The sequence below is a fragment of the Pseudomonas sp. AC193 genome (assembly GCF_979258075.1).
This window is the reverse complement of sequence record NZ_OZ409832.1, coordinates 3,367,597-3,385,868: the sequence shown is the minus strand read 5'-3', so window position 1 is coordinate 3,385,868 and position 18,272 is coordinate 3,367,597. Positions and strand designations below refer to the sequence as shown.

Genomic DNA, 18,272 nt, shown 5'->3' with positions numbered 1-18,272 from the left:
CCGCTCCCTGTAGGAGCTGCCGAAGGCTGCGATCTTTTGATCTTGTTTTTAAACATCAACGTCAAAAGATCGCAGCCTGCGGCAGCTCCTACACGGACGATTTTCGCCATTTTTCGATGGGCAATTTGGTGATTGCAAAACCGCTCAACAAAATCGCCGAATAGATCATCAGCTCCCGGGACAGGGTTTGCCCCTCGTACCAGGCGCCGATGATCACGGCGAACACCGGGAAAATGATAAACACGAACGACAGGATGATCGGGCTCAGGCGTTTCAGCAGCAGAAAATAAACGATAAACCCGCCCACCGAGGCCACCAGCCCGAGGTAGAACAGCGCGCCCCACGAGCGTGCCGTGATGTTCTCGAACACCGGTGTTTCGACGTTCAATCCGACAATAAATAACATCGCCCCGGAAATGCCGATCGGCAGCGTGTTGTAAGTGATCACGCTGATCGCGCTGCCGTGTTTTTTCGTCACCACGTAGCACAGCGCATGCATCACGGCGGCGCAGAGAATCGCCAGCACCCCCAGCCATTCGGCCTGATCCAGATGCAAACCCTGACTGCGAATAATCATGAAAAGACTGCCAAAACCGATGGCAATACCGAGCATCTGCGACGGGTAGATTTTCTCGCGCAGAAACAGCGCGGAAAACAGCAGGATAAATACTGGCATGCAGCTGAACAGCAACGCAGTCAGGCCTGACGAAACATGCATTTCGCCGTAATTCAGCAGGTAGTAGGGCAGGCTGAAATACGACAGCGTGACGAACACAAAAAACCAGCGGCTCTGCCGAGGGAACAGCAGCGGTTCTTTACGCAACAACGCAAAGCTCAAAAACAGTGGAAATGCGATGAGAAAGCGCAGCCCGGCCGCGGTCAGTGGCGGCACACTTTCTACAGCAATCTTGATCCCCAGCCACGTCGTGCCCCAACTCAGGCAGACGATCAGAAACAACGTGCTGGTGATCAACCCGGCAAGCCAGGGTTTGCTGATGCTTATCGGTGTGCTGACGGCGGTCGACATGATGTGTGCTCCGAGCGGCGGAATTGACCTGGTCGCAGAAAAGGTCTATCCCTGATTGAACCTGTTTTCAGCACGCTATTCGGGGCGCGAATGACTGTCAAAGTAAGTATTGCCATGGTGTCAATCCTCCGTGATGGCCTCACTCGCGGCGTCGGCGTGAAGTACCAGCGCCTCGCCGATGCAGTGGAAAAGGCTATCGCTGAAGGCGTGATCGACGCTGGCTGCAAATTACCGCCGCACCGATTGTTGGCTGATAGCCTCGGCGTCACCATCGGTACGATCAGCCGCGCCTACGGTGAGCTGGAGCGTGTGGGATTGGTCGTCGCCCGTGTAGGCGATGGCACTTACGTGCGTCAGAGAGGGATGGAACGGCCGCAGGACAAAGGCTTTCGCAATGTCAGCGATGAGCCGCCCGCCTGTTTCGACATGAGCCGCAATCAGCCGATTCCGGGGCAGGAAGCGGCGTTTATGAGCCAGAGCCTGCAAGCATTGGCCAATGATTCGCGAGTGTTGCAGCAATTGACTGGATACAGCGCAGAAGGCGGCATGGCGCGGCATCGGCAGGCGGGGGCGGTGTGGTTGCAGCATGACGCGTTTGTGCCGCACGCCGATCAGGTGTTGTGCGTCAACGGCGGCCAGCACGGTTTGTTGTGTGCGTTGATGGGGTTGCTCAAGGCCGGCGACACCGTGGTGACCGAGCATTTGTCCTACCCCGGATTGCTCAGTGTCGCTCGCCAGCTCGGGATAAAACTGATCGGCGCGGCGATGGATGACGAAGGGCTTTTACCGGCAGCGCTGGAGGAAATCTGCCGTCAGCATCGCGTTTCGGCGCTGTATTGCACGCCGACCATCCAGAATCCTACAGCGGCGGTGATGTCCGTCCCACGGCGCGAGGCGATTGCCGATGTGTGTCGTCAGCACAATCTGCTGATCCTCGAAGACGAAGCCCACGCCGTGCTGGATCGTCAGCGGCCTTTGCCGCTGAGTTATTTCGCCCCGGAGCGTTCGGTGTTGATTGGCAGTTTGAGCAAGGCTGTTTCGGCGGGATTGCGCGTCGGTTATCTGCATGCGCCGCAAGCGTTGATCGGGCGGTTAAGTTCAGCCATTCGCGGTACATGCTGGATGGCCAATCCGCTGGCGATGGAGGTGGCGAGTCTGTGGATCGAAAACGGCTTGGCCGAGCGCTTGCTGGATGAGCAGATTGACGAGATTGGCCGGCGTAAGGCGTTGGTGGTCGGGGCGCTGGAGGGCTTGAATTACAAGACGCACAGCCACAGTCCGCATTTTTGGGTCGAAGTGCCGGAAGGCTGGCGGGCGTCGCAGATTGCGGCGGAGTTGAAGGAGAATAATTATCTGGTGGCAACCGCAGAGGCGTTTGCGGTCGGGCATGCGGCGGTGGCGCAGTGTATTCGGGTGAGTGTGTGTAATTCGGTGGGGGATGATCGGTTGTTGCTTAGCGGGTTTGAGGCTCTGGCGCGGGCATTAACCGAGACCGTGTAATCGTTCTTCGCGAGCAAGCCCGCTCCCACATTTGGAATGCATTCCAGTGTGGGAGCGGGCTTGCTCGCGAAGGCGTCCGGACAGGCACCAAAAATCTACTTGAACCGCCGCTCCACGCCTTTCTCCACCAGAATCTTCGCCGAAATCTCTTCCACCGAAAAATGCGTCGAATTGATGTGCGGAATGTTTTCGCGGCGGAACAGGTTCTCCACTTCGCGCACTTCAAATTCGCACTGCGCATAACTCGAATAGCGGCTGTTGGGCTTGCGCTCGTTGCGGATCGCGGTGAGGCGATCCGGGTCGATGGTCAGGCCAAACAGCTTGTGCTGGTGCGCACGCAGGGCGGCGGGCAGGGTCAGGCGCTCCATGTCGTCTTCGGTCAGCGGGTAATTGGCCGCGCGGATGCCGAACTGCATGGCCATGTACAGACACGTCGGTGTTTTACCGCAGCGCGACACGCCCACTAGTATCAAATCGGCTTTGTCGTAATAGTGCGTGCGCGCACCGTCGTCGTTGTCGAGGGCGAAGTTCACCGCCTCGATACGCTCCATGTAATTGGAGTTGTGGCCAATCGAATGCGACTTGCCGACGGTGTAGGAAGAATGCTCGGTCAGTTCCTGCTCAAGCGGGGCGAGGAAGGTCGAGAAAATATCGATCATGAAACCATTGGACGTTGCGAGAATCTCACGAATGTCCTGATTGACGATGGTGTCAAAGATGATCGGGCGAAAGCCGTCGGTGTCAGCGGCTTTGTTGATTTGTTGTACCATGGCCCGCGCTTTTTCAACGCTGTCGATGTACGGTCGCGTGAATTTGCTGAAGGTAATGTTTTCGAACTGCGCCAGAAGGCTTTGACCCAGGGTTTCGGCTGTGATGCCGGTGCCATCGGAGATAAAGAAAGCAGATCGTTTCATTTGCACCTTGGGCCTTAAGCTAATGAGCATTTCTGGATATGATAGGCGCGATTTGTTGGCCGCCAATGGCCAGCATTCTCACTTATTTTCCAGGTTCAGGCCATACAACCGGCCAACGCTCCCCCGAGCAGCCGGTTTCTGAGCTTTTCCAACACAGTTAGTGGAGAGATCACCTTGGTAGAGTACGTAGTTTCCCTCGATAAGCTCGGCAAACACGATGTTGAGCATGTGGGGGGCAAGAACGCATCCCTGGGCGAGATGATCAGTAACCTGGCAGGCGCCGGTGTTTCGGTCCCCGGCGGCTTCGCCACGACGGCTCAGGCCTATCGTGATTTCCTCGAACTGAGCGGCCTCAACGACCAGATCCACGCGGCCCTCGACGCGCTCGACGTCGACGACGTCAACGCCCTGGCCAAAACCGGCGCACAGATCCGTCAATGGATCATGGAAGCCGAATTCCCTGAAAAACTGAATGCCGAAATCCGCACCGCGTTCGCCGCGCTGTCGGCTGGCAACCCTGACGTGGCCGTGGCCGTGCGTTCTTCCGCCACCGCCGAAGACTTGCCGGACGCTTCGTTCGCCGGTCAGCAGGAAACCTTCCTGAACATCCGTGGTGTGGAAAACGTTATCCGCGCCGCCAAAGAGGTGTTCGCATCGCTGTTCAACGACCGTGCGATTTCCTACCGCGTGCACCAGGGCTTCGACCACAAACTGGTCGCCCTGTCGGCTGGCGTGCAGCGCATGGTGCGTTCGGAAACCGGCACTGCCGGCGTGATGTTCACCCTCGACACCGAATCCGGTTTCCGTGACGTCGTGTTCATCACCGGTGCCTACGGCCTGGGCGAAACCGTCGTACAAGGCGCGGTGAACCCGGACGAATTCTACGTACACAAGGGCACGCTGGAAGCCGGTCGTCCGGCGATCCTGCGTCGCAACCTGGGCAGCAAAGCGATCAAGATGATCTACGGCGACGAAGCCAAGGCCGGTCGTTCGGTCAAGACCATCGACGTCGACAAGGCTGAGCGCGCACGTTTCTGTCTGTCCGACGCTGAAGTCAGCGAGCTGGCCAAGCAAGCGATGATCATCGAGAAGCACTATGGCTGCCCGATGGACATCGAGTGGGCCAAGGACGGTGACGACGGCAAGCTGTACATCGTGCAGGCCCGTCCGGAAACCGTGAAGAGCCGCACTCAGGCCAACGTTATGGAACGTTACCTGTTGAAAGAAACTGGCACCGTGCTGGTTGAAGGTCGTGCGATTGGCCAGCGCATCGGCGCCGGTAAAGTGCGCATCATCAAAGACGTTTCCGAAATGGACAAAGTCCAGCCGGGCGACGTGCTGGTTTCCGACATGACCGACCCGGACTGGGAACCGGTGATGAAGCGCGCCAGCGCCATCGTCACCAACCGTGGAGGCCGTACTTGCCACGCGGCGATCATCGCCCGTGAACTGGGCATTCCGGCAGTGGTTGGTTGCGGCAACGCCACCCAACTGCTGAAGGATGGCCAGGGCGTGACCGTTTCGTGCGCCGAAGGCGACACCGGTTACATCTTCGAAGGCGAACTGGGCTTCGACATCAAGAAAAACTCCGTGGATGCCATGCCGGAGCTGCCGTTCAAAATCATGATGAACGTCGGCAACCCGGATCGCGCCTTCGACTTCGCGCAACTGCCGAACGCCGGTGTGGGCCTGGCCCGTCTGGAGTTCATCATCAACCGCATGATCGGTGTGCACCCGAAAGCGCTGTTGAACTACGACGGTCTGCCGCAGGAAATCAAAGACAGCGTCGACAAGCGCATCGCCGGTTACGACGATCCGGTTGGCTTCTACGTCGACAAACTGGTCGAAGGCATCAGCACCCTCGCTGCAGCGTTCACGCCGAAAAAAGTCATCGTGCGCCTGTCGGACTTCAAGTCCAACGAATACGCCAACCTGATCGGCGGCAAGCTCTACGAGCCGGAAGAAGAAAACCCGATGCTGGGCTTCCGTGGTGCCTCGCGTTACATCAGCGAATCGTTCCGCGATTGCTTCGAACTCGAATGCCGCGCGCTGAAACGTGTGCGCAACGAGATGGGCCTGACCAACGTCGAAATCATGGTGCCGTTCGTCCGTACCCTCGGTGAAGCAAGCCAGGTCGTCGATCTGCTGGCTGAAAATGGCTTGAAGCGCGGTGAAAACGGTCTGCGCATCATCATGATGTGTGAACTGCCATCCAACGCGATCCTCGCTGAAGAATTCCTCGAATTCTTCGACGGTTTCTCGATCGGCTCCAACGACCTCACTCAGCTGACGCTGGGTCTGGATCGCGACTCGGGCATCATCGCGCACCTGTTCGACGAGCGTAATCCGGCGGTCAAGAAGCTGCTGGCCAATGCGATTGCCGCGTGCAACAAGGCCGGCAAGTACATCGGTATCTGCGGTCAGGGCCCGTCCGACCACCCGGATCTGGCCAAATGGCTGATGGAGCAGGGCATCGAAAGCGTGTCGCTGAACCCCGACTCCGTGCTGGAAACCTGGTTCTTCCTGGCCGAAGGTCAAGCGCAGGCTTAATGAGTATGTAAGCGGCCCGCTCCCCTTGTAGGAGCAGAGCTTGCTCGCGAAGACGGACTGACATTCAACAACGATGTCGACGGATACACCGCTTTCGCGAGCAGGCTCACTCCTACAAAGGGCAGGGCTTTGAGATTGAAGTAGGGCGGGCTCCTGTAGATGCCGCCCTTTTTTGTGCAAGAGCATTATGCAAAGCAGCAGCAACCTATTTCCTGTCGCCCTGATCAGCGCCGAGCGGCGCGGCGATCTGAGCGAAGACGTTTATCGTTTAAAACCCGGCAACAGCCCGGATTGGTCCGTGGAGATCGCCGTCACCCGTTTGGGCATGGCCGACGACACCGCGCCCCGTGGCGTGCCGGTGATTCTGTTGCACGGCAGCTTTTCCAATCGGCGCTTCTGGTTTTCACCGAAAGGCCTGGGACTCGGCGCGTATCTGACGCGGCTGGGTTTTGATGTGTGGATTCCGGAGATGCGCGGCCACGGTCTGTCGCAGCGCAATGAGGAATACCGACGCAATCGCGTTTCCGACTATGCCAAATACGATCTGCCGGCGATTGCCGCGTTCGTGCGTGAGCAGAGCGGTCAGATTCCGCACTGGATCGGCCATTCACTCGGCGGCATCACCTTGGCCGCTGCGCTCGGGGGTGAATACCTCGGCGAGCCGGCAGTTGCCTCTGCGGCGTTTTTCGGCACGCAGGTCAGTCGCACGTATTGGCCGCTGAAAATCCCGCCGGTGGAGTGGAGCGGGCGCTTTATTCTCAAGCGTTTCGCGCAGTTGTCCGGCTCACGCCTCAAGCGCGGCCCGGAAGACGAGCCGATCGGTCTGGCCATCGAGAGCATGCGCTGGTACGGCTTGTTCGGCCGCTTTGGCGACAAGGACAAGGATTGGTGGGCAGGCTTGGCCGAGGTTCAGGTGCCGGTGCTCGCGGTGACAGCAGCTGGTGACCATCAGGATCCGGCGTGGGCGTGTCGCAAGCTGTTCGAGCAGCTCGGCTCCGAGCACAAACAATTCATCAATCTCGGGCGCGAGCAGGGTTTCAACGACAATTTCGGCCATGTCGAAATGTTGGTGAGCAAAGCCGCGCAAGCTGAAGTGTGGCCGCTGGTGGCGCGTTGGTTGAAGGATCAACAGACGCCGTTGCTCGGCGAGAAGGCGGATCTGGCCGCTGCGGTCTGAATCAGAGGCTCTGAAAAGGGCATTTCGTTCAGGCCGGCTTGCGGCTAAGATATGACGCATTGTGCGGTTCTGGTCATTTTTAGCGGCTGTTTAGCTATTACGTTTCAGCGTATGTTCAGGTTCAGTCAGCGACCATGGCATGGACTAAGGTAAACAGCGGCCGCCGGAACTCGTCTCTATAGCGTGCGTCATCCTTGATCGTCTTCCTTTTTACAGGAGTTTTTCGATGAACCATTACCTTACGCCTGACCTGTGTGACGCCTATCCGGAGCTGGTGCAGGTGCTGGAACCGATGTTCAGCAATTTCGGTGGCCGTGATTCGTTCGGCGGCGAAATTGTGACCATCAAATGTTTCGAAGACAACTCGCTGGTCAAGGAACAAGCCGAACTCAAGGGCAACGGTAAAGTATTGGTCGTGGATGGCGGCGGTTCGCTACGCCGTGCGCTGCTGGGCGACATGATCGCCGAGAAAGCCGCGAAGAACGGTTGGGAAGGGCTGGTGATCTACGGTTGCATCCGTGACGTCGACGTCATTGCGCAGACCGATCTGGGCGTGCAGGCGCTGGCCAGCCACCCGATGAAAACCGAAAAACGTGGCCTCGGCGACCTCAACGTCCCGGTGACTTTCGCCGGTGTGACGTTCCACCCGGGCCACTACATTTATGCGGACAACAACGGCGTGATCATCTCGCCGAGCCCGCTGCAAATGCCTGAATAAGGCTTCGACAAAGGGATGCGGATGTTCGAGGAAGAAAACGCGCAATGGGGGCTGGTGCATGCCCTCGTGCTGGACGGTAAAGGCGGCGCGCGTTCGATAGCCCGGACTGAGCTCGACGATTTGCAGTTGCAGGCGCATGAAAGTCTGTGGCTGCATTGGGATCGCAGCCATCCGCAAACCCAGACCTGGTTGCGCAAATCCAGCGGTCTCAACGAATTCACCTGCGACCTGCTGCTGGAAGAAAACACCCGGCCGCGTTTGTTGCCACTGCCGGATTCCGAGCTGTTGCTGTTCTTGCGCGGGGTCAACCTCAATCCGGGCGCCGAGCCGGAAGACATGGTTTCGGTGCGGATTTTTGCCTCAGCTCAGCGCGTGATTTCCCTGCGTTTGCGTCCCTTGCGTGCAACGGATGAGTTGCTGGCGCAATTGGCGGACGGCACAGGCCCGAAAACCGCTTCTGAACTCATCCTTTATCTGGCGCAATTCCTCACCAACAAGGTGCAGGATCTGGTCACTTGCCTCTCGGAAATCGCCGATGAGGAAGAAGAAAAGATGGATGCCGACGAACGGTATACCCCCGAGCACGGAGCGATTTTGCACATCCGGCGCAGGGCTGCCGGACTGAAGCGTTTTCTCGCACCGCAGCGGGATATTTTCGGACAGCTCACGCGGATAAAACTGCCGTGGTTTGTCGAAGATGATGCCGACTACTGGAACGAATTGAACAACAGCCTGACGCGATATCTCGAAGAGCTCGAATTGACCCGGGAGCGCGTGGGGCTGGTGCTGGAGGCTGAAGACCGGCGTTTGAGCGAGCGCATGAATCGCACGATGTACCGCTTCGGCATCATCACCTGCATCTTTTTGCCGATGAGTTTTATCACCGGTTTGCTGGGTATCAATGTCGGCGGAATTCCGTTCTCCAGCAGCCCTTATGGCTTCCTGATTGCCTGTTTGACGGTGCTCGCCCTGGCCTTCGGTCAGTGGTGGTTGTTCCGCCGATTGCGCTGGGTGTGACCATGCAACATGTGACCCGACCAAATCTGCCCGCGTCTTTCACAGACATCACGAGAGGTGCGTATGCACGATCCGTTTGAACAGTCTTTGCGCGACATGCTCAACGCCTCACCGTCCGGTCGTGACGACGATGCGTGCTTGGGCCGCGTACTCAAAACCGCCAACCGCCAGGTCGGTGCCGGTGATCTTTTCAGCCTGCTGGGCCGCTGGCTGCCCGCGCTGATGATCGCCCTGAATAATGGATCGGCGCATGTCTCGCCGGTTTCCCGTCTTCGTAAACCTACCGCTCGCACTGCTGATAAGGCTGATTGAATATGGAACTTGATCTCTGGACTCAGAGCCTCGTCACTGCAATGACTGCGTTGTGGACCAAAGTCGCTAACTTCATTCCGAACCTGTTCGGCGCACTGGTGGTGCTGCTGTTGGGTTTCGTCGTGGCCAAACTGCTCGACACCTTGTTGTCCAAACTGCTGGCCAAACTCGGCCTCGATCGCCTGATGGGCGGCACCGGTCTGACCAAGTTGATGTCGCGTGCCGGCCTGCAAGTACCGATCTCGACCCTGATCGGAAAAATCGTTTACTGGTTCGTTCTGCTGATATTTTTGGTTTCTGCAGCAGAATCCCTTGGACTTGAGCGAGTTTCAGCTACGCTGGACATGCTGGCGCTGTATTTGCCAAAGGTATTCGGTGCCGCGCTGGTGTTGCTGGTCGGTGTTTTGCTCGCACAATTGGCCAATGGCCTGGTGCGCGGGGCGGCAGAAGGCGTAGGCCTCGACTACGCTTCGGGGCTGGGGCGGATTGCGCAGGGGCTGGTGATCATTATCAGCATCTCGGTGGCGATCAGTCAGCTTGAGGTCAAGACCGACCTGCTGAACCATGTGATTGTCATTGTGTTGATTACCGTTGGTCTGGCGGTTGCGCTGGCCATGGGTTTGGGAAGCCGGGAAATTGCCGGTCAGATTCTTGCGGGAATCTATGTGCGTGAGTTGTATCAGGTTGGGCAACAAGTGCGTGTTGGCGAGGTCGAAGGGCAGATCGAAGAGATCGGCACGGTTAAAACCACATTGCTGACCGATGAGGGTGAGCTAGTCTCTCTTTCCAATCGGATCCTGCTGGAACAGCATGTGAGTAGCCGCTAATCCGGCAAACCCTGCTAATGTATGCCGCCGCTAAATGCCAGCTGATGCTGGCTGCGGCGGACATTGACCTGACTGTCGGCACGACTTGTTTTGAATAAAGCCCAAACGCTATCCACGCGCTACGACCCCCGCGAGCTCTCTGATGAGGAGTTGGTCGCGCGCTCGCACACCGAGCTTTTTCACGTGACGCGCGCTTATGAAGAACTGATGCGGCGTTACCAGCGAACATTATTTAACGTCTGTGCGAGATATCTTGGGAACGATCGCGACGCAGACGATGTCTGTCAGGAAGTGATGCTGAAGGTGCTGTATGGCCTGAAGAACTTCGAGGGGAAATCGAAGTTCAAGACATGGCTATATAGCATCACTTACAACGAATGCATCACGCAGTATCGGAAGGAACGGCGAAAGCGTCGCTTGATGGATGCTTTGAGTCTTGACCCCCTGGAAGAAGCGTCTGAAGAAAAGATGCCAAAACCCGAGGAGAAGGGCGGACTCGATCGCTGGCTGGTGTATGTGAACCCGATTGACCGTGAAATTCTGGTGCTACGATTTGTCGCAGAACTGGAATTTCAGGAGATCGCAGACATAATGCACATGGGTTTGAGTGCGACAAAAATGCGTTACAAACGTGCTCTAGATAAATTGCGTGAGAAATTTGCAGGCATTGCTGAAACTTAGTTCAGCGCAAATATCTCTTACGTGTAGGCAAGTTCTGATAGACTTGCCGCCGAGTTGTCCCCCGGTTTGCGGGACTGCTTCACAATCACCAGATGGGGATTTAACGGATGAAACTGAAAAACACCTTGGGCTTGGCCATTGGTTCTCTTATTGCTGCCACTTCGTTCGGCGCTCTGGCACAAGGCCAAGGCGCAGTTGAAATCGAAGGCTTCGCTAAGAAAGAACAATTCGACAGCGCTCGTAACTTCAAGAACAACGGCAACCTGTTCGGCGGTTCGATCGGTTACTTTCTGACCGACGACGTTGAACTGCGTCTGGGCTACGACGAAGTGCACAACGTGCGTTCCGACGACGGCAAGAACGTTAAAGGCGCTAACACCGCTCTGGACGCTCTGTACCACTTCAACAACCCAGGCGACATGCTGCGTCCATACGTCTCGGCCGGTTTCTCCGACCAGAGCATCGACCAGAACGGTTCGAACAGCCGTGACCGTTCGACCTTCGCTAACGTTGGTGGCGGCGCCAAGCTGTACTTCACTGACAACTTCTACGCCCGTGCTGGCGTTGAAGCTCAGTACAACATCGACAAAGGCGACACCGAGTGGGCTCCAAGCGTCGGTATCGGTGTGAACTTCGGTGGCGGCTCCAAGCCTGCTGCTGCTCCAGTTCCAGCACCAGCTGAAGTTTGCTCCGACAGCGACAACGATGGCGTTTGCGACAACGTTGACAAGTGCCCGGACACCCCAGCCAACGTAACTGTTGACGCTGACGGCTGCCCAGCAGTTGCTGAAGTTGTTCGTGTTGAGCTGGACGTTAAGTTCGATTTCGACAAATCTGTTGTTAAAACCAACAGCTACGGCGACATCAAGAACCTGGCTGACTTCATGAAGCAGTACCCATCCACCACCACTACTGTTGAAGGTCACACTGACTCCGTCGGTCCTGACGCTTACAACCAGAAACTGTCCGAGCGTCGTGCAAACGCCGTTAAGCAAGTTCTGACCAACCAGTACGGTGTTGAATCGTCCCGCGTTCAGTCTGTTGGCTACGGCGAATCCCGCCCAGTTGCTGACAACAAAACTGAAGCTGGCCGCGCTGTAAACCGTCGCGTAGAAGCGCAGGTTGAAGCTCAAGCTAAGTAATTAGCTGCCGCTCTGAGGAAAGCCCGGCTTAGGCCGGGCTTTTCTTTGTCTGCGATTTGAGTTTCAGGCTTTAAAGATCGCAGCCTTCGGCAGCTCCTACAGGGCGTACGCAGGCTTTAAAGATCGCAGCCTTCGGCAGCTCCTACAGGGCGCATGCAGGCTCAATGTAGGAGCTGCCGCAGGCTGCGATCTTTTGATTCTCTGCGAAACCAGCCACTGCGCCGATGACCAGTATCGCAGGGCTCTTCAATTGAAATCTGTAGGCCGCTTCGCTCATTGCCGTCAGATCGGTCCGGCATTCACGTTGATGAGGCAGAGAGGCGTTTTCGATCATCGCCACCGGCGTATCCGCTGCCATTCCTCCGGCCAATAGCTGATCACGAATCTCGTCGAGCTTGGCCACGCCCATGTATACCACCAACGTCGTTCCGCCCTGCGCCAGCGCCTGCCAGTTCAACTCGCTGTCATCTTGCGTGTGCGCCGTCACCAGCGTCACGCCGCGCGCGACACCGCGCAGCGTCAGCGGGATGTCGCACTGAGTCGCACCGGCCAGCCCGGCGGTGATGCCGTTAACCAATTCCACCTCAACACCACGCTCACGCAGCCACTGCGCCTCTTCGCCGCCACGGCCGAAAATGCACGGATCGCCGCCCTTGAGCCGCACCACGCATTTGCCGTGACGGGCATAGCGCAGCATCAAGCGATGGATAAAGGCCTGCGGCGTCGAACGGCAGCCGCCGCGTTTCCCCACGGCGATAATCCGCGCGTCCGGGCAGTGTTCCAGCACCGCGTCATTGACCAGATCATCGATCAGCACCACATCGGCTTCGCGTAACGCGCGCACGGCTTTGAGGGTCAGCAATTCGGGATCGCCGGGGCCAGCGCCCACCAGCCAGATTTTTGCATTCATGGAATCTTTCCTCATCAGATGACCGCGACCGGCTGCACATTGGCAGCCAGCAGACGTTTTATTTCCGGGACGCAGGAACCGCATTGCGTGCCGCACCCCAGTTGATTTTTCAAACCTTGCAGATCGAGGCCTTGGCGAATGCCGGTGCACACCGCGTCGAGGCTGACGTTTTTGCAGTTACACACCGTTTTCGCCGTCATCATTGGTGCTCCGGCATTACCCGGTGGCACACTCATCGGCGCCAGCAGCCAGCGGCGCAGTTGCTCGTCGGCGCGACCTTCCAGCCACAGGCCTTGCAGCCAGTGCTGTGCGAGGGTTTCGCCGGCCAGACGAATTGCGGTGATCCGGCCATTCTCGATGCGCACGCGTTTGCCGATCGCGCGGCGTGGGTCGTCATAGGCCAGCACCGGGCCATCGATCAGCGACAGGCAGCGGTCGATTGCACCCAACAACTGTGGATCCGGTGCTTCGCTGCTGGCAGCGCGTATCAGCAACGCCGATCGTTCACGTCCGACAAGGCTGAGACTCACGTAGGAAAACGCCTCACAGAGTGGCCGTAGCGTCTCGAAATGCTGTTGAACATTGCCTTCGATGAGTGCGAACAGTTGCCACGGCAGATTCACCGCTTCCAGGCGCACGCCGCTGTGTTTCAGTTCCGGTTGTTTCGACAAAGGATCGAACGCCGGCAAGGTCAGGCTGTTGACGCCGCCCTTGAGAAAACGATCGCCCCAGTGCATCGGCAGAAAGGCCTGGCCCGGACGCACACTGTCATCGCTGCCAACCGCGACGATCACCGCTCCGCGTCGGCTTTTCAGATTGACCAGATCACCCGGCTGTAAGCGATGCCGACGCATTTCGTCGGGGTGCAGGCTCAACACTGCTTCGCTGACATGACCGAACAACTGCGCTGCCGTGCCGGTACGGCTCATGCCGTGCCACTGATCGCGCAGGCGTCCGGTGATCAGCGTCAGCGGGAAGCGTGCATCACGTTGTTCCTTGGCGGCGCGATACGGGTCGGCGATGAACTGCGCACGACCATTTGCCGTAGGAAAAATACCGTCGACGTACAGCCGCGCCGTGCCTTGCTGCGCGCCGACGGGGAAGGGCCATTGTTGCGGGCCGATCTGGTCGATCAAGGCATGGCTGATTCCGGATAAATCCAGATCACGACCACGGGTCAGCCCTTTGAACTCATCGAACAACTGCGCAGGCTGTGTGAAGGCAAACAGGCTCGATGCTTGTGGGCGCAGACGTTTCTCCAGACGTTGTGCGAAATCCACCGTAATCGCCCAGTCCGGTCGTGCTTCACCGGGTGGGAGAATGGCTTTGCGTACGTGGGAAATGCGCCGTTCGGAGTTGGTGACCGAACCTTCCTTCTCGCCCCAACTCGCGGCGGGCAACAGCAGGTCGGCGAAGGCTGCCGTCTCGGTGGTGCGAAAGGCTTCTTGCAACACCACAAATGGGCATGCCTCAAGCGCTGCACGCACCGAGCTTTGATCCGGCATGGATTGCGCAGGGTTGGTACAAGCGATCCACAGCGCTTTGATCTTGCCGTTGCGCACCTGCTCGAACAGTTCGATAGCGCTGAGGCCGGTGCTGTCTGGCAATTGATCCACGCCCCAGTAAGCCGCCACTTCGGCGCGGTGCTCAGGGGTGGCGGCATCACGATGGCCCGGCAACAGATTGGACAGGCTGCCGGTTTCCCGTCCGCCCATGGCATTCGGCTGACCGGTCAGAGAGAAAGGCCCTGCACCGGGGCGGCCGATTTGTCCGGTGGCCAGGTGCAGATTGATCAGTGCGCTGTTCTTCGCGCTGCCGGCGGTGGACTGGTTCAAACCCATGCACCATAACGACAGAAAACTCGGCGAAGTGCCGACCCATTCCGCACATTGCTGCAATTGCTCGACACCGATCCCGCACAGCTGCGAAACCATTTGCGGGGTGTAATCGCGCACCAGACTTTTCAGTTCGGCCAGGCCATCGGTGTGTGCCTTGATGAAGTCGCGGTCGATCCAGTCTTCCCACAACAACAGGTGCAAAATCCCATGGAATAAAGCGACATCGGTGCCCGGCAGAATCGCCAGGTGCAGATCCGCGAGGTCGCAGGTGTCGGTGCACCGTGGATCGATGACGATGACTTTCATCTGTGGACGCAGGGATTTCGCCTCTTCCAGACGACGGAAAAGTACCGGATGGGCGTAGGCCATGTTACTGCCGACGATCATCACGCAATCGCTGAGCTCCAGATCTTCATAGCTGCACGGCGGCGCATCGGCGCCGAGGCTGCGCTTGTAGCCGACCACTGCCGAAGACATGCACAGTCGCGAATTGCTGTCGATGTTGTTGGTGCCGACCAAGGCCCGCGCCAGTTTGTTGAAGGCGTAGTAATCCTCGGTGAGCAATTGCCCGGAGATATAAAACGCCACACTGTCCGGGCCGTGTTCGGCGATGGTCTCGGCAAAGACATTGGCGGCGTGTTCCAGCGCCGTGTCCCAATCGGTGCGGCTGCGCGCCAGACTTTTGCCCAGGCGTAATTCTGGATACAGGGCACGGGCCGCGAGGTCGCCGGTGAGGTGCAGGGTCGAGCCTTTACTGCACAGTTTGCCGAAGTTGGCCGGATGCGCCGGATCGCCGCTGACGCCGAGGATGCGCTCGCCGTCATGCTCGATCAGCACGCCGCAGCCGACCCCGCAATAACAGCAGGTCGAGGCGGTCGTCTGGCGGTTCATCAGATAGCGTCCCGCAGAGCCAACTGCACGCGCCCGTTCTCGACCCGTGCCGGGTGATGGTGCGCGCAACCGATGTCCGGCGCCTGGGCTTCACCGGATTGCAGGTCGATCTGCCAGTTGTGCAGCGGGCAAGCGACGCGTTTGCCGTAGATCAGGCCTTGCGAGAGTGGTCTCGCCCTTGTGCGGGCAGCGGTCGTCGAGGGCGAAAACTTCGTCGTCGCTTGTACGAAAAATCGCGATGTCACCTTTCGGCCCGGCAATGATCCGCGAACCGAGGGCGTTGATTTCTTCAAGGGCACAGATATCGAGCCAGTTCATGCTGGCACCTCCAGATTTTTCACCGGGATTACGTCGAATTCTTTCTTCAATTGCGGCTCGGCCAGACGTTCTTTCCACGGATCCTGCTCGAACGACAGGGAAAATTGCAGGCGCTCGTTCAAGGCTTTACGGCGCTCCGGGTCTTCCAGCACGGCTTTCTTGATGTGCTCCATGCCGACCCGTTGCAGGTAGTGCACGGTGCGTTCGAGGTAGAAGGCTTCTTCGCGATACAACTGCAGGAAGGCACCGTTGTATTCGCGGACTTCTTCGGCGGTTTTCAGCTTGACGAAGAACTCGGCGACCTCGGTTTTGATCCCGCCGTTGCCACCGATGTACATCTCCCAGCCGGAATCCACGCCGATAATTCCTACGTCCTTGATCCCCGCTTCCGAGCAGTTGCGTGGGCATCCGGAGACAGCAAGTTTCACTTTGTGCGGCGACCACATGTTGAACAGGTCATGCTCAAGCTCAATGCCCAGTTGCGTCGAATTCTGTGTGCCGAAACGGCAGAACTCACTGCCGACGCAGGTCTTCACCGTGCGAATGGATTTGCCATAGGCATGGCCGGAAGGCATGTCGAGATCCTTCCAGACACCGGGCAAGTCCTGCTTTTTGATGCCGAGCAAATCGATGCGCTGCCCGCCGGTGACCTTGACCATCGGCACGTTGTATTTGTCGGCGACGTCGGCAATCCGCCGCAATTCCGAAGGATTGGTCACGCCGCCCCACATCCGAGGCACCACCGAATAGGTGCCGTCCTTCTGAATGTTGGCGTGCGCACGTTCGTTGATCAGGCGCGATTGCGGGTCGTCCTTGGCTTCGCCGGGCCAGGTGGAAATCAGGTAATAGTTGAGCGCCGGGCGGCAGGTCGCGCAGCCGTTCGGCGTGCGCCAGTTGAGGTAACTCATGGTGCCGGCGATGGTCAGCAGGTGTTGCTCGCGAATGGCCTGGCGGATCTGTCCGTGGTTGAGGTCGCTGCAACCGCAGATGGCTTTTTCGCTTTTCGGTTTGACGTCGGCCGCGCCGCCAACGGTGTTGATCAGGATCTGCTCGACCAGCCCGGCGCAGGAGCCGCAGGAGCTGGCGGCTTTGGTGTGTTTCTTCACTTCATCGACGCTGAACAGGCCGTGTTCCTGAATCGCTTTGACGATGGTGCCTTTGCACACGCCGTTGCAGCCGCAGACTTCGGCGGTGTCAGCCATGACCATGGCTTTGTCCTGGCCCTGATGTCCTACGTCGCCCAAAGCATTTTCGCCAAACATCAGGTGATCGCGGATCTCGCCGATGGCGTGATTCTCACGAATCTGTCGGAAATACCAACCGCCATCTGCCGTATCGCCGTACAGACACGCGCCGACCAGCACGTCATCCTTGATCACCAGTTTTTTGTACACGCCGCCGATCGGGTCGGAGAGGGTGATGGTTTCCGTGCCTTCGCCGCCCATGAAGTCGCCGGCGGAAAACAGGTCGATGCCGGTGACTTTCAATTTGGTCGAAGTCACCGAGCCCTGATAACGGGCGAACCCCAGTTGTGCGAGGTGGTTGGCGCAGACCTTGGCCTGTTCGAACAGGGGTGCAACCAGGCCGTAAGCGATGCCGCGATGGCTGGCGCACTCGCCGATCGCGTAGATGCGCGGGTCGTAGGTTTGCAGGGTGTCGTTGACCAGGATCCCGCGATTGCACGGGATGCCGGCCTTTTCCGCGAGTTCGGTGTTGGGACGAATGCCCGCAGCCATCACCACCAGATCGGCGGGAATAATGTCGCCGTTCTTGAATTGCACCGAGCCGACCCGACCGTTGCCCGCGTCGTGCAGGGCTTGGGTTTGTTCGCACAGACGGAAATGCAGGCCTCGGGATTCGAGGGCGCTTTGCAGCAACTGGCCACTGGTTTTGTCCAGTTGCCGTTCAAGCAGCCACTCACCGATGTGCACCACGGTGACGTGCATGCCGCGCAGCATCAGGCCGTTGGCGGCTTCGAGACCGAGCAAACCGCCACCGATGACGACCGCGTGTTTGTGGGTTTTTGCCGTGTTGATCATCGCCTGGGTATCGGCGATGTCGCGGTAACCGATCACGCCGTGCAGGGTGTTGCCCGGGATCGGCAAAATGAACGGCGTCGAACCGGTGGCGATCAGCAGACGATCGTATTCGGCCTCGGTGCCGTCGTCGGCGATCACTCGGCGTTTGACCCGGTCGATCTCCACCACTTTGCGGTTGAGCAGCAACTTGATGTGGTTTTCCAGGTACCAGTCGAGGTCGTTGAGGACGATCTCCTCGAAGGTCTGCTCACCGGCCAGCACCGGCGAGAGCAGGATGCGGTTGTAGTTGGTGTGCGGTTCGGCGCCGAAGACGGTGATGTCGTACAGCTCGTTGCTCAGTTTGAGCAGCTCTTCGAGGGTACGAACCCCGGCCATGCCATTGCCGATCATCACCAGTTTGAGTTTTTTCAT

14 protein-coding genes and 1 pseudogene are annotated in these 18,272 nt (G+C 58.3%); 9 read left to right on the top strand and 6 right to left on the bottom strand.

Going from position 1 to position 18,272, the window contains the following annotated elements:
• Nucleotides 1-88: 88 nt before the first annotated feature.
• Nucleotides 89-1,027: a DMT family transporter gene (locus tag ACZZ0D_RS15155; protein ID WP_463553683.1), complete on the bottom strand. Its 939-nt coding sequence runs from the start codon at nucleotides 1,025-1,027 to the stop codon at nucleotides 89-91.
• Between the two features lie 90 nt (nucleotides 1,028-1,117).
• On the opposite strand from ACZZ0D_RS15155, the gene ACZZ0D_RS15150 reads away from it, so the two are divergent.
• Nucleotides 1,118-2,527: an aminotransferase-like domain-containing protein gene (locus ACZZ0D_RS15150; protein WP_463553682.1), complete on the top strand. Its 1,410-nt coding sequence runs from the start codon at nucleotides 1,118-1,120 to the stop codon at nucleotides 2,525-2,527.
• A 95-nt stretch (nucleotides 2,528-2,622) separates the two neighbouring features.
• On the opposite strand, the gene ppsR is transcribed toward ACZZ0D_RS15150, so the two are convergent.
• Nucleotides 2,623-3,441 (bottom strand): posphoenolpyruvate synthetase regulatory kinase/phosphorylase PpsR, encoded by an 819-nt coding sequence (gene ppsR / locus ACZZ0D_RS15145; RefSeq protein ID WP_053118702.1) that lies wholly within the window; start codon nucleotides 3,439-3,441, stop codon nucleotides 2,623-2,625.
• A gap of 174 nt (nucleotides 3,442-3,615) precedes the next feature.
• On the opposite strand from ppsR, the gene ppsA reads away from it, so the two are divergent.
• The 8 genes from ppsA to ACZZ0D_RS15105 all read left to right on the top strand — a co-directional run bounded on the left by ppsA (nucleotide 3,616) and on the right by ACZZ0D_RS15105 (nucleotide 11,865).
• The gene (gene ppsA / locus ACZZ0D_RS15140; protein WP_463553681.1) at nucleotides 3,616-5,991 is read left to right on the top strand and encodes a phosphoenolpyruvate synthase; all 2,376 of its coding nucleotides are present in this window, start codon (nucleotides 3,616-3,618) and stop codon (nucleotides 5,989-5,991) included.
• 187 nt (nucleotides 5,992-6,178) lie between these two features.
• Entirely contained in the window at nucleotides 6,179-7,168 is a 990-nt protein-coding gene (locus tag ACZZ0D_RS15135) for an alpha/beta fold hydrolase (protein WP_053118706.1), read from the top strand.
• Between the two features lie 226 nt (nucleotides 7,169-7,394).
• Nucleotides 7,395-7,886, top strand: a complete 492-nt coding sequence (gene rraA, locus ACZZ0D_RS15130; RefSeq protein ID WP_053118708.1) for a ribonuclease E activity regulator RraA — start codon at nucleotides 7,395-7,397, stop codon at nucleotides 7,884-7,886.
• Between the two features lie 21 nt (nucleotides 7,887-7,907).
• A complete protein-coding gene (locus tag ACZZ0D_RS15125; protein WP_400754317.1) occupies nucleotides 7,908-8,903 on the top strand; it encodes a zinc transporter ZntB in 996 nt (331 codons plus the stop codon).
• A gap of 63 nt (nucleotides 8,904-8,966) precedes the next feature.
• A complete protein-coding gene (locus tag ACZZ0D_RS15120; protein WP_053118712.1) occupies nucleotides 8,967-9,215 on the top strand; it encodes a hypothetical protein in 249 nt (82 codons plus the stop codon).
• Nucleotides 9,216-9,217: 2 nt separating this feature from the next.
• Nucleotides 9,218-10,042: a mechanosensitive ion channel family protein gene (locus ACZZ0D_RS15115; RefSeq protein WP_007916401.1), complete on the top strand. Its 825-nt coding sequence runs from the start codon at nucleotides 9,218-9,220 to the stop codon at nucleotides 10,040-10,042.
• A 90-nt stretch (nucleotides 10,043-10,132) separates the two neighbouring features.
• Entirely contained in the window at nucleotides 10,133-10,723 is a 591-nt protein-coding gene (gene sigX / locus ACZZ0D_RS15110; RefSeq protein WP_053118714.1) for an RNA polymerase sigma factor SigX, read from the top strand.
• Between the two features lie 107 nt (nucleotides 10,724-10,830).
• Nucleotides 10,831-11,865, top strand: coding sequence for an OmpA family protein (locus ACZZ0D_RS15105; protein WP_212544334.1), 1,035 nt, complete (start codon nucleotides 10,831-10,833; stop codon nucleotides 11,863-11,865).
• A 142-nt stretch (nucleotides 11,866-12,007) separates the two neighbouring features.
• Here ACZZ0D_RS15105 and cobA read toward each other — a convergent pair whose 3' ends face one another.
• The 4 genes and pseudogenes from cobA to nirB form a co-directional block, all read right to left on the bottom strand.
• Nucleotides 12,008-12,775, bottom strand: a complete 768-nt coding sequence (gene cobA, locus ACZZ0D_RS15100) for a uroporphyrinogen-III C-methyltransferase (RefSeq protein ID WP_463553680.1) — start codon at nucleotides 12,773-12,775, stop codon at nucleotides 12,008-12,010.
• Between the two features lie 14 nt (nucleotides 12,776-12,789).
• Nucleotides 12,790-15,504, bottom strand: a complete 2,715-nt coding sequence (locus ACZZ0D_RS15095; protein WP_463553679.1) for a nitrate reductase — start codon at nucleotides 15,502-15,504, stop codon at nucleotides 12,790-12,792.
• Nucleotides 15,504-15,822 (bottom strand): annotated as a pseudogene (gene nirD / locus ACZZ0D_RS15090) (nitrite reductase small subunit NirD). Before nirD ends, ACZZ0D_RS15095 begins: the two are co-directional and overlap by 1 nt.
• Nucleotides 15,819-18,272 (bottom strand): nitrite reductase large subunit NirB, encoded by a 2,454-nt coding sequence (gene nirB / locus ACZZ0D_RS15085; RefSeq protein WP_463553678.1) that lies wholly within the window; start codon nucleotides 18,270-18,272, stop codon nucleotides 15,819-15,821. Before nirB ends, nirD begins: the two are co-directional and overlap by 4 nt.